Source organism: Bradyrhizobium sp. USDA 3240, assembly GCF_054063295.1.
Genome location: NZ_JBSSGD010000002.1, coordinates 8,023,000 through 8,035,627, shown reverse-complemented (window position 1 = coordinate 8,035,627; position 12,628 = coordinate 8,023,000). Strand labels below are relative to the sequence as shown.

Sequence of the window (12,628 nt, the reverse complement as noted above, 5' to 3'; positions counted from 1 at the left end):
TCGCCCATCATGCAGCTTGAAACTTTTCAGCTGATCGATCGGATTGTCGACCTCAACCTCGACGCAAAGACCATTGTCGTCGAGGCGGATGTCCCGCCGGACAGCCACTCTGTGTTCGCGGGGCACTTCCCGGGCTACCCGATCATGCCCGGTGTGCTGCTCACCGAAGCAATGGCCCAGAGCTCGGGCTGGCTGATCCTCGGTCTGACCAGGTTCGAGCGCATGCCCTTCCTTGCGATGGTCAAGGAAGCCAAGATGCGTGGCTTCGTCAGCCCCGGCTCGACACTGACGATCGAAGCCAAGATCGAACACGAAGGTTCAGGCTTCACCGTGACATCGGCGAAGGTCCGCGTCGGCAAGGAGCTCAAGTGCAACGCCGAGCTGACCTTCCGTCATATTCCCTTCCCCAGCCCGGACTTGCGTGTGCACATGGATGCGCTCGCCAACAAGATCGGGTTTCCGCTGCAGGCAATTTGTAATGGCTGAGAAGGAAGTCTGGATCACCGGCGTCGGCCTGCTCTCCTCGCTCGGCGAGGGGCTGGATGCGCATTGGGAGGCGCTCGGCGCCAAGCGCGTCAATGCCGACGAGAAACGCCTCGCGCCGTATGTGATCCATCCGATCGCCCCCGTCAGCTTCGACGCGCAGATCCCGAAGAAGGGCGATCAGCGTCAGATGGAGACGTGGCAGCGGATCGGCACCTACGCAGCCGGGCTGGCGCTCGATTCCGCCGGCGTCAAAGGCAATCAGGAAATCCTGTCGCGGATGGACATGATCATCGCGGCCGGTGGCGGCGAGCGCGATCTCAATGTCGACCTCGCGATCATGAACGCCGATGCGCAGGGCAAGCTGCCGCCTGCCGTTCTCAACGAAAAACTGATGAACGAGCTGCGCCCGACGCTGTTCCTGGCGCAGCTCTCCAACCTGCTCGCCGGCAACATCGCAATCGTTCACGGCGTGTGCGGGACGTCGCGCACCTTCATGGGCGAGGAAGCCTCGAGCATCGACGCCGCGCGGATCGCCGTCGCACGCATCGGGGCCGGACAGAGCGACATCGCACTGGTCGGCGCGGCCCATAATGGCGATCGCGGCGACCTGTTGATGCTCTATTCGTTCGGCGACTTCGCCCTCAAGGATCAATACGCGTCGGTCTGGGCCCGCAGGAACAACCCGGGCTTCGCCATCGGCTCTGCCGGCGCCTTCCTGGTGATGGAGTCGCGCGAGCACGCCGAAGCGCGCGGCGCCAAGCCGTACGCCAAGCTGACCAAGGTCGTCGCCGATCTTGCCAAGCGCAAGCAGCCCGGCGCAGTGACCAAGTCGCTGCAGACGCTGTGGCCGCAACTCGGGGTCAGCAACGACAACGCCATGCTGATCACGGGCGCGACCGGCGCCGAGCCCGCGACCGCCGAGGAGCGCGAATTCCTCGGGCAGCATCCTGGCCTTGCCGTGCGCGCCACCGGAACGACCTTCGGGCACACCATGGAGGCGCAGTTCCCGCTCGGCCTCGCGCTGGCTGCGCTGTCGATTTCCCGCGGCGCGCTCTATCCGGCCAACGACCCGACCGGGCTGGAGGTTGAAAAGACCGGGGCGCCAACCCAGATTGTCGTGTTTGGGGGTCGGCCATTGGCAGGGCGAAGGCATGGCACTGGTCGAGGCCGTCAAGTAATTCGGCGCAAGCACCGACGGGGACACCATGACAGCACCACGCGATAAATTCGGCCGACCGATCGTCGTCGTGACCGGCATGGGAATCGTGACGTCGCTCGGCGGCGGCAAAACCGACAATTGGAAGCGCCTCAGCGCGGGCGAGTCCGGCATCAAGACCGTGACGCGCTTCCCGCTCGACAGCCTGAAGACGACGATGGCCGGCGCCGTCGATTTCGTCACTGTCGACCCGTTCTCCTCGACCAGCCTGTCGCAGCGCCTGGCGGAGATCGCGACCGAAGAGGCGCTGGAGCAGTCCGGCATCGGCACCAAGGGCGACTTCCCCGGCCCGCTGTTTCTCGCGGTCGCGCCGATCGAGACCGAGTGGCCGCAGCGGCTCGAAGTCGCACGCGAGGTTCCGACCAAGGACTTCGGCATCATCGACTATCTGGCGACCTGCAGCGGCGGCAAGTTTACGCATTTCCACCGGCGCTTCACCTTCGGTTCGGTCGCGCTCAGCCTCGCCGAGACCTTCGGCACCAAGGGGTCGCCGATTTCGCTCTCGACCGCCTGCGCGTCCGGAGCGACCGCGATCCAGCTCGGCGTCGAGGCGATCCGTCGCGGCGAAACCGACGCCACGCTGTGCATCGCGACCGACGGCTCGGTCAATCCTGAAGCCCTGGTGCGATTCTCGCTGCTCTCGGCCCTCTCCACCCAGAACGATCCGCCTCAGGGCGCCTCGAAGCCGTTCTCGAAGAACCGCGACGGTTTCGTGATGGCCGAGGGCGCCGGCGCGCTGGTGCTGGAGAGCTACGACGCCGCGATGGCGCGCGGCGCGCGCATCCTGGGCGTCGTCGCCGGCTGCGGCGAGCTCACCGATTCCTTCCATCGCACCCGCTCTGCCCCGGACGGCAAGCCGGCCATCGGCTGCGTGCGCAAGACGCTTGCTGACGCGGGCATGGAGCCCGAGCAAATCGATCACATCAACGCACACGGCACCTCGACGCCGGAAAACGACAAGATGGAATATCTTGCGACCGCGGCGGTGTTCGGCGAGCACACCAAGAACATTCCGGTGTCATCGAACAAATCGATGGTCGGCCACACCATCTCGGCCGCCGGTGCGGTCGAGGCGATCTTCTCGCTGCTCACGCTCGAGCATCAGCGGATTCCGCCGACGATCAATTACGAGGTGCCCGATCCGGCGATCCCGTTCGACGTGGTCGGCAACAAGGCGCGCGACGCCAAGGTGACCGCCGTGATGTCGAACTCGTTCGGGTTCGGCGGGCAGAACGCTTCGCTGATCCTGACACGCGAGCCGGCCTAGCGCCCTCGCCTCATCAGATGAAACGCCTGCTCCTTCGCGCCCGCGCGCATCTGCGTGATGCCGCAAAACCTGTGACCGATGCGGCGATCGGCGGGCTGACGATCGGCCTGCTGCGCACCACGCGCTATTTCGATCCGGAGAAGACCGCGCGGTTCTTCGGCCGCGCCGCGCATTTCATCGGCCGCCGGCTGCGCGAGGATCGCATCGGCCGCGAGAATCTCACGGCCGCCTTCCCGGAAAAGTCACCGCAGGAGATCGAAGAGATCCTGACGGGCGTCTGGCACAACCTCGGACGCATCGGCGCTGAATTCGCGCACATCGACCGCATCTGGGACCACGATCCCCGGAATCCCGACAAGCCGGGCCGCGTCGAATTCTCGGAGCGCAGCAAGCAGCTGTTCGACCAGTTGCGTGACGACGGCAAGCCGGCCTTGTTCTTTGCCGCACATCTCGGCAACTGGGAGCTCTCGCCGATTGCCGCGGCGGCACATGGGCTCGATGCTACGATTCTGTTCCGGCGGCCGAACATCGAAGCCGCCGACCGCGCCATCGAACGCATCCGCGCTGTCAACCTGGGCACGCTGGTCCCGGCCGGCCGCGACGCGCCGCTCAAGCTGGCGCAGGCGCTGAAGAACGGCCAGCACGTCGCGATGCTGGTCGACCAGTATTTGACCAACGGCGTTCCCGTCACCTTCTTCGGCCGCAAGACCACCGCCAACCCGCTCTTGGCGCGCCTGCGCCGGCAGATCGATTGCCCGATCCACGGCACCCGGATCATCCGCCTGCCCGACGGCCGCTTCCGCGGCGAGGTCACCGAGGAAGTGAAACCGGTGTTCGACGCATCGGGCCAGATCGATATCCAGGGCACGACGCAGGCGATCACCGACATCGTCGAGGGCTGGGTCCGCGAATATCCGGATCAGTGGCTCTGGTTGCACCGGCGCTGGCGGTAGGCGGAGACTGTCATTTGTCATTGCGAGCGAAGCGAAGCAATCCATCTCGCCACTTGCGGAACCATGGATTGCTTCGTCGCTGACGCTCCTCGCAATGACGGCACATACTGCGACGAGAATGTCACCTCCCGGTCTTCACCCGCGTCCACAGGCGATTGATGATCCGCTGCGTCGCCGGATCGCGCGCCGTGATCACGAACAACTTCTTCTGCATCGCCTCGTCGGGATAGATGTTCTTGTCGTTGAAGATCTTCGGATCGATCAGCTTCTGGCTCGCCAGATTGCCGTTGGCGTAGGACAGGAAGTTCGAGTTCTTCGCCGCGACCTCGGGACGGTAGAGGTAGTTGATCAGCTCATAGGCTTCAGCGACGTTCTTTGCGTCGGCGGGAATCGCGAGATTGTCGAAGAACATCTGCGCGCCCTCCTTCGGGATCGTGTAGCCGATCTCGACGCCGGTCTTGGCTTCCGCCGCCCGGCTGCGCGCCTGCATGATGTCGCCCGACCATCCGACCACGAAGCAGATCTCACCCGATGCCAGCGCGCTGAGATATTCGGACGAGTGGAATTTGCGTACATAGGGCCGGATCTTGATGACGAGATCGGCGGCCTTCTCGAGGTCAGCCTGCTTGGTCGAGTTCGGGTCGAGGCCGAGATAGCTCAATGCGGCCGGCAGAATGTCATCTGCGGAATCTAACATGTGGATGCCACAATCCTTGAACTTCGCCAGGTTGTCCGGCTTGAACACCATGTCCCAACTGTCGATCCTGGCATCGGGCCCGAGGATCTTCTCCGCCATCTTGACGTTGTAGCCGATGCCCGTGGTGCCCCACATGTAGTTGGCGCCGAAATTGTTGCCGGGATCGTAGGTCGCGAGCTGCCCGGTCACCACGGGCCAAGCATTGGCGAGGTTCGGCAGCTTCGACTTGTCGAGCTTCAGGAACACCTTCGCGGTGATCTGCCGCTGCAGGAAATAGCCGGTCGGCACCACGACGTCGTAGCCTGACTTGCCCGCGAGCAGCCGAGTCTCCAGCGTCTCGTTGGCGTCGAACGTGTCGTAGACGACCTTGATGCCGGTTTCCTTGGTGAAGTCCTCGAGGACTCCCGGCGCCATGTAGTTCGACCAGTTGTAGAAGTTGACCGTGCGTTCCTCCGCGCGTGCGGAGGCAGCGAACAACAGAACCGTGGCGATCGTACCGACGAGGCTGACGAGACGACGGCTCTGGTTCTGCATTCTGGTCTACCTCTTGCGACGATGTACGGCGTCGGACAGCCGCTCCAGCGCGGTGTCGAGCGTCGAGTCCTTCTTGGCAAAGCAGAAACGCACGACAGACGTCACCGCATCTTGCTCGTAGAACGCCGACACTGGAATAGCCGCGACCTTGTAATCCTGCACAATTCGCCAGCAGAACTCCGCGTCGGTCTCATTGAGCCCGAGCGGCGACAGGTCGACCGTGAGGAAATAAGTCCCCTGCGACTTCAGCACCGGAAAGCCGATGCTCTCCAGCCCCTTGGTCAGGCGGTCGCGGCTGCGCGCCATGTCCTTGCGCATGTCGAGGAAGTAGTCGTCCGGCTTGTTGAGGCCGTACGCCACCGCCGCCTGCAGATTGGGCGCCGTCGTGAAGGTGAGGAACTGGTGCACCTTGGCAGCGACGCGCAGCAGCGGCGGCGCGGCGCAGACGAAGCCGATCTTCCATCCGGTCAGCGAGAAGATCTTGCCGGCGCTGCCGACCTTGATGGTGCGGTCGCGCATGCCCGGAATCGTGATCAGCGGGATGTGCTCGCGGCCGTCGAACACGACGTGCTCCCAGACCTCGTCGCAGATCGCGACCACGTCGAACTCCTGGCAGTACCGCGCCAACAGTTCGAGGTCCTCGCGCGGATAGACCACCGCCGCCGGGTTGAGCGGATTGTTGAACAGCACCGCCTTGGTCTTGTGGTTGAAGACGCTACGCAGCATCTCCTCGTTCAGCCGCCACTCCGGCGGCTCGAGCCGCAACAGCCGCGGAATGCCGCCGGCCTGGCGGATGATCGGCAGATAGGAATCATAGACCGGCTGGAAGCAGACCACCTCGTCGCCCGGCTCGACCACGGACAGGATCGAGGAAGTCAGTGCTTCAGTGCCGCCGGAGGTGACCATCACCTCGGTCATCGGATCGAGCTTGAGCCCGTGCCAGTGGCCGTAATGCGACGCGATCGCCTGACGCAGTTCCGGAATGCCCATCATCGACGGATACTGGTTGTAGCCGTTGATCGATGCGTCCGCGGCGGCGCGGCGGATGTCCTCGGGTCCGGGATCGTCGGGAAAGCCTTGGCCGAGATTGATGGCGTTGTTGTCGCGCGCAGCCTGCGACATCGCCTCGAAGATCGTGACGGGAAGGTCCGCGAAGACCTTGTTCATGGAGGTCATGTCAGGGATCAGCCGCCCGTCTTGGTCGGCAGTCCCGCCGCCTTCCAGCCGATGATGCCGCCCGCCAAATGCTTGTCATAGGGCAGGCCCGCGGCCTGGGCCGCCAGCGAGGCCGTCACCGAGCGCTTGCCGGAGCGGCAGGCGAACACCACCTGCTTGCCCTGCGGATCGGGAATCGCTGATGGATCGAACGTCGATAGCGGCACCACGACGCCATCGGGATAGGCCTCGACGGTGACCTCATTGGGCTCACGCACGTCGACCAGGAGATAGCGGCCTTCCGCTATGCCCTTCGACACCTCGTCCGGAAACAAATCTTCCACCTTGTGATCCGCCACGGAAATATCCTCCCGATATCAGCTTGGGCGAGCGTCGCGCGGCTCGCCGGTCCGGGCCGCAAAGTCGCCTCTCGCGGCAAGAAAATCAAGCGCCCGAAACGGGTTAGATGCCGCGCGGAAACGCAGGGATCGTGGACCCTAGATCGTGACTTGGGTGCCGACCTCGACCACCCGCCCGGTCGGGATCTGGAAATAATCGGTGGCATCGTTCGAGGAGCGGCTCAGCGCGATGAACAGATGGTCCTGCCAGCTCGGCATGCCCGAATGCGCCGCCGGCTTCAGCGCACGGCGGGACAGGAAGAACGAGGTCGACATGATGTCGAACTGCCAGCCGAGCTTGCGGGCGATCGCCAGCGTCTTGGGCACGTTCGGCTGCTCCATGAAACCGAATTTCAGCGTCACCTTGGCGAAGGTCTCGGTCAGCTGCTCCATCCGCACCCGCTCGGACGGATCGATGCGCGGCGTCGGCGCGGTCTCGATGGTGAGGATGACGTTCTTCTCGTGCAGCACCTTGTAGTGCTTGAGACTGTGCATCAGCGCGGTCGGCGCGCTGACGGGATCGCTGGTCAGGAACACGGCCGTGCCGGAGACACGCTGCGGCGGCCGCTTCTCCAGCATCGCGACGAGATCGGCGAGCGGGAATTCCAACTTGCGGGATTTCTCGAACAACAGCCGGCTGCCGCGCCGCCAGGTGTACATCACCACGATCATGGCCCCGCCGAGCGCAAGCGGCACCCAGCCTCCCTCGAACACCTTGAGCAGGTTGGCGGCCAGGAACGTGACGTCCAGGAACAGGAACGGTGCAACCAGCGCCGCGGCGGCGATCGGCGACCAGCGCCAGACCTTCCAGATCACCACGAAGCCCATCATCGCCGTCACCACCATGGTGCCGGTCACCGAGATGCCGTAGGCCGACGCCAGCGCGCTCGACGAGCGGAACATCAGCACCAGCACAATGACCGCGATGAACAGCAACCGGTTGATGCGCGGCATGTAGATCTGGCCGGAATGCGCTTCCGACGTGTGGCGGATCTCAAACCGCGGCATCAGGCCGAGCTGGATCGCTTGCCGCGTCAGCGAATATGCGCCGGTAATGACGGCCTGGCTCGCGATCACGCTCGCCGCGGTGGCAAGAGCGACCATGGGGATCAAGGCCCAGTCCGGGAACATGAGGAAGAACGGATTTTCAACCGCCTTGGGATCGGAGATCAGCAGCGCGCCCTGCCCCAGATAGTTGAGCGCCAGCGACGGCAGCACGATGGACATCCAGGCGGCCTGGATCGGGCGTTTACCGAAATGGCCGAGATCGGCATAGAGCGCCTCGGCGCCGGTCACGGCGAGGAAGACCGCGCCCAGGGTGATGAAGCCGATCACGCCGTGATGCAGCATGAACGACACCGCAAGCATCGGGTTGAGCGCGTACAGCACCTCAGGATGCCGCGCGATGTGGGGCAGTGCCGCAAGCGCAATCACGGCGAACCACATGCACATCACGGGTCCGAAGAAAGCGGCGACGCGTGCGGTGCCGCGCGACTGCACCGAGAACAGGAACAGCAGGATGACCACGGTGATCGGGACGACATAGGGATCGAACGTCGCGGTCGCGAGCTTGATGCCCTCGATCGCCGACAGCACCGTAAGCGCGGGGGTGATGACAGCGTCGCCATAGAACAGCGCGCCGCTGATGATGCCGAGCAGCACGATCGCACCGGCGCCCTTGCTGACCGCGCGCTGCGCCAACGCCATCAGCGCCAGCGTCCCGCCCTCGCCGTTGTTGTCGGCACGCAGGAGGATCACGACGTATTTCAGCGTGACGACGACGATCAGCGCCCACAGGATCAGGCTGAGCACGCCGAGCACTGCATGCGCCGTCACGGCGCCCTCGCCACCGGCCGCCGCGACGACGGCTTCGCGCAGCGCGTACAGCGGGCTGGTGCCGATGTCGCCATAGACGACACCGATGCTGCCGAGCATCAGCGCCTTAAAGGTGGCGGTTGAATGCGCCTCGCCATGGCCGTTTGCCGCGGGCGTTTCCGCCGCGGTGATCGCACTCTCGGATGACATGGGAAGCTGCGCCTCTGTCTTCTGCCGCACTGCACAATGCCGGGTCGCAGGCCTATACTCCCGGCAGGAATGCATAGGTTAGCCCGGATTCAGGCCTCCGCCATGCATATCACGCATAGATCACGGCTTTTCAACTGTAGAATCCGTTGCCGCATCAAATAGTTACCTGGGTACCCACTTCAACCACCCTCCCAGTCGGGATCTGGAAATAGTCGGTGGCATCGTTGGCGGACCGGCTCATTGCGATGAACAGGTGGTCCTGCCACTGCGGCATCCCGGACTGGGCGGAGGGCTTTAGCGACCGCCGCGACACGAAGAACGAGGTCGCCATGATGTCGAACTGCCAGCCGAGCTTGCGCGCGACCGCGAGCGCCTTCGGCACGTTCGGCGATTCCATGTAGCCGAAGCGCAGCCGCACCGCGGTGAACTTGTCGCTGACCTTCTCCATGGTCACGCGCTCCGACAGGTCGACGCGCGGTGTCGGTGCGGTCTCGATGGTCAGGATCACATTGTGCTCGTGCAGCACCTTGTTGTGCTTGAGATTGTGTAAGAGCGCGGTCGGCACGAAGCTGGGATCGCTGGTCAGGAACACCGCGGTGCCCTTGACGATATGCGGCGGCCGCTTCTCCAGGCTGTGGATCAGGTCGCGCAACGGCACCTCGATGCGGCGGGTCTTGGCGATCAGGATCGCGGCACCGCGACGCCAGGTCCAGATCATCGTCGCCATCACGACGCCGAACAGTAGCGGTACCCACGCGCCCTCGAACAGCTTCAAGAGATTGGCGCTGAAGAAGGTCATGTCGACGATCACGAACGGCAGGATCAATGCGGCGGCCGACGCCACGCGCCAGTTCCACAGCTTCCAGATCACGATGAAGCCCATGATGCCGTCGGCGACCATGGTGGTGGAGACGGCGATGCCGTAGGCCGAGGCGAGCCCGCTCGAGGTGCGGAACAGCAGCACCAGCAGCAGCACGCCGATCAGCAGCAGCCGGTTGACCCGCGGCAGATAGATCTGGCCGGCATGGGTCTCGGAGGTGTAGCGGACCTCGAAGCGCGGCAAGAGCCCAAGCTGCACCGCCTGGCTGATCAGCGAATAGGCGCCGGTGATCACGGCCTGGCTCGCGATCACGGTCGCGGCGGTGGCGAGCCCGATCAACGGCAGCAGCAGCACGTCCGGCACCATGCGATAGAACGAGTTCTCGATCGCGGCGGGATCGGACAGCACCAGCGCGCCCTGCCCGAAATAATTCAGCAGCAGCGACGGCAGCACGAAGAACAGCCACCCGGACTGGATCGGCTTGCGGCCGAAATGCCCGAGGTCGGCATACAGCGCCTCGCCGCCGGTCACCGCGAGGAACACCGCACCGAGGGTCACCAGGCCGACGGTGCCGTGGGTCAGCAGGAACTGGATTGCGTAATAGGGATTGATCGCCGCCAGCACCGACGGATCGTCCATGATGTGGACCACCCCCATCACTGCGAGCGAGGCAAACCACACCACCATCACCGGCCCGAAGGCGGCGGCGACGCGCGCGGTGCCGATGCGCTGCACCGAGAACAGCAGCACGAGGATCAGGATCGTCAGCGGCACCACATAGTGCTCGAGATGCGGCGTGGCGAGCTTGAGGCCCTCGACCGCCGACAGCACCGAGATCGCCGGCGTGATCATGGAATCGCCGATGAACATCGAGGCGCCGACCACGCCGAGTGCGAGCAACGGCCAGCTGCGCCGTCCGATCGCGCGCTGGCCGAGCGCCATCAGCGACAGCGTGCCGCCCTCGCCATTGTTGTCGGCGCGCAGCAGCAGCAGGACGTATTTGGCGGTGACGACGGTGAACAGCGCCCACAGGATCAGGCTCAGCACGCCGAGCACCATGATCCGGGTCACCGGCTGGCCGTGTGCGGCGCCGCCGACCGCCTCGCGGAATGCGTAGAGCGGCGAGGTTCCGATATCGCCGAACACGACTCCGATGCTGCCCAGTGTCAGGGCCCAGAAGCCGGAGGCGCCTTGGCCTTTGCCCTGACCTGTTCCTTGGCCCGCGCCTTGGGTTTCCTGGGCTTCGGTGGATGAGACGCTGACAGCCATGGCGAGGTTGGAACGCTCGGTCGGTTGATTTTGATCCGCGCGGCTATCGACGCTTCCGCCCCGCCTGTCAACCGAGCAACCCGGCCGACGACGGTAGCAGGGTAACCCGGAGCTACGGCTTCAGATCCGGCGGCAACGGCGGATTTTCCCGCATCAACGTGATGGTCACGCGACGGTTCGCCGGCAGCGTCGGATCGTCGGGAAACAGCGGCTGGCCGTCCGCCTTGCCGGAAACCGCGAAGATGTGGGACGACGGCAGCCCCTCCCGCTCCAGGATCTGCCGCACCGCATTGGCGCGGTCGGCGGACAGGTCGAAGGCGTCGTAATCGCTGCGCGCCGGCACGAAGCCTGCGGCTGTATGCCCCACGATCGCGATCCGCAGCGGCGTCGCCTTCAGCGGCGCGGCGAGCTTCTGGATCAGCCGGCGGGTGCGCTCATACGGCTCCCTGGAGCCGTCGGCGAACATCGAGCGGCCGTCCTGGTCGACGATCTCGAGGTTGAGCCCCTCCTTGGTCTCCTCGAACATGATGTTCTTGGAAATCTCGGTCAGCTCGGGCATGTCCTGCAGCGCCTGGCGCAGCGAGGCGGAGGCGAGCGCGAATTCGCGGTCGATTTTCAGCCGCGCGCCGTTGACCTGGCTGCGCTCCTGCTCGTCCGGCGTCGGATTGGCGGAGGATTCCTCCGGCGAGATGTGATCGACATTCTTCAGCTTCGGCCGGGTCGGCAGGCCGTCGGACTCGACGATGCCGGAATAGCGCACATTGGTCTGCACGCCGAAGGCGTCGCGCATCGAGCCTGCGACGATCTTCAACTTGTTGTTGTCCATGGTGGAGAACGCGACGAGCATCACGAAGAAGCTCATCATCAGGCCCATCAGGTCGGCGAAGGTCACGAACCAGCCGTGACCTCCACCATGGGCGTCGCCGCGCTTTTTCTTGGCCATCGCTGCGTTTCCCGAAAGCGCCGGCCGGTCAGGCCGGCACCGGCTCGCCTTCCTCGTGGCGATGCTTTTCCGGCAGGTAGGCCAGCAGCATCTCGCGCACCAGCGCCGGGCTCTTGGAATCGCGGATCATCAGAATGCCGTCGATGATCAGCGTGCGGTTGGTCTCCTCGTCGAGCAGCTTGCCGTGCAGCTTGTCCGCGATCGGAAGGCAGAACAGGTTGGCGACCAGCGCGCCGTACAAGGTCGCGAGCAGCGCGGTCGCCATGAACGGGCCGAGCTTGGAAGGGTCGGTCATGTTGGCGAACATCTGCACCATGCCGATCAGCGTGCCGATCATGCCGAAGGCCGGCGCGCAGTCGCCGATCGCGCGATAGATCTTGCTGCCCTCGTCGAGGTGCATCAGGAAATTGTCGCGGTCGCGCTCCAGGTTGTCGCGGATGAATTCGAGGTCGTAACCGTCGGCGACGTAGCGAATGCCCTTGGCGAGGAACGGCTCGTTGGTCTCGACCTTTTCAAGGCCGACCGGGCCCTGCTTGCGGGCGATCTCGGCGATGCGGGCGAGTTCGTCGACGAGGTCGCGGGCCGACAGCCGGCTCATCGTGAAGGCAAACTTGGCGCCAAGCGGCAGCCCGTGCAGCATCACGCCGAGCGGAAAGCGGATCATCGTCGCAGCGATCGAACCGCCGAAGATGATGATCATGGCATGTTCGGAGATGAACATGTGCAGGTCGCCGCCCATGAACATCATCACCGCGATGACGATGATGCCGGCCAACAGCCCGGCGCCTGTCATGATATCCATGAAAAACTCCAACGCGAACGCAACCCGCCTGTCCTGGACGGCGCGCAGCCCGAGGCGGGCCGC

Annotated in this window: 10 protein-coding genes and 1 pseudogene; 4 read left to right on the top strand and 7 right to left on the bottom strand. The window is 64.6% G+C overall.

The annotated features are described in order from the left end of the window. Positions 1-9: 9 nt before the first annotated feature. The 4 genes and pseudogenes from ACVIGA_RS38275 to ACVIGA_RS38260 all read left to right on the top strand — a co-directional run bounded on the left by ACVIGA_RS38275 (position 10) and on the right by ACVIGA_RS38260 (position 3,922). Positions 10-486 (top strand): 3-hydroxyacyl-ACP dehydratase FabZ family protein, encoded by a 477-nt coding sequence (locus ACVIGA_RS38275; RefSeq protein WP_223973202.1) that lies wholly within the window; start codon positions 10-12, stop codon positions 484-486. Continuing rightward, positions 479-1,664: pseudogene (locus ACVIGA_RS38270) on the top strand (beta-ketoacyl-ACP synthase). The gene ACVIGA_RS38275 and the pseudogene ACVIGA_RS38270 overlap by 8 nt, the downstream one beginning before the upstream one ends. A gap of 27 nt (positions 1,665-1,691) precedes the next feature. Further along, positions 1,692-2,969, top strand: a complete 1,278-nt coding sequence (locus ACVIGA_RS38265) for a beta-ketoacyl-ACP synthase (RefSeq protein ID WP_223973206.1) — start codon at positions 1,692-1,694, stop codon at positions 2,967-2,969. Between the two features lie 17 nt (positions 2,970-2,986). Continuing rightward, on the top strand, positions 2,987-3,922 hold the full coding sequence (locus ACVIGA_RS38260) for a lipid A biosynthesis lauroyl acyltransferase (RefSeq protein WP_375780449.1): 936 nt from the start codon (positions 2,987-2,989) through the stop codon (positions 3,920-3,922). 121 nt (positions 3,923-4,043) lie between these two features. On the opposite strand, the gene ACVIGA_RS38255 is transcribed toward ACVIGA_RS38260, so the two are convergent. The 7 genes from ACVIGA_RS38255 to ACVIGA_RS38225 form a co-directional block, all read right to left on the bottom strand. Further along, positions 4,044-5,153 (bottom strand): polyamine ABC transporter substrate-binding protein, encoded by a 1,110-nt coding sequence (locus ACVIGA_RS38255; protein ID WP_456670106.1) that lies wholly within the window; start codon positions 5,151-5,153, stop codon positions 4,044-4,046. Between the two features lie 6 nt (positions 5,154-5,159). Continuing rightward, positions 5,160-6,329, bottom strand: a complete 1,170-nt coding sequence (locus ACVIGA_RS38250; protein WP_375780447.1) for an aminotransferase — start codon at positions 6,327-6,329, stop codon at positions 5,160-5,162. Between the two features lie 8 nt (positions 6,330-6,337). Beyond that, positions 6,338-6,667 carry a rhodanese-like domain-containing protein gene (locus ACVIGA_RS38245; protein ID WP_223973220.1) on the bottom strand — a complete coding sequence of 110 codons (330 nt, stop codon included), beginning with the start codon at positions 6,665-6,667 and terminating at the stop codon, positions 6,338-6,340. Positions 6,668-6,805: 138 nt separating this feature from the next. After that, positions 6,806-8,731, bottom strand: coding sequence for a potassium transporter Kup (locus ACVIGA_RS38240; RefSeq protein ID WP_456670105.1), 1,926 nt, complete (start codon positions 8,729-8,731; stop codon positions 6,806-6,808). 154 nt (positions 8,732-8,885) lie between these two features. After that, positions 8,886-10,820, bottom strand: coding sequence for a potassium transporter Kup (locus tag ACVIGA_RS38235; RefSeq protein ID WP_456670104.1), 1,935 nt, complete (start codon positions 10,818-10,820; stop codon positions 8,886-8,888). Positions 10,821-10,932: 112 nt separating this feature from the next. Continuing rightward, entirely contained in the window at positions 10,933-11,763 is an 831-nt protein-coding gene (locus ACVIGA_RS38230; RefSeq protein ID WP_375780444.1) for a flagellar motor protein MotB, read from the bottom strand. Positions 11,764-11,791: 28 nt separating this feature from the next. Then, a complete protein-coding gene (locus tag ACVIGA_RS38225) occupies positions 11,792-12,565 on the bottom strand; it encodes a motility protein A (protein ID WP_223973228.1) in 774 nt (257 codons plus the stop codon). Positions 12,566-12,628: the final 63 nt, after the last annotated feature.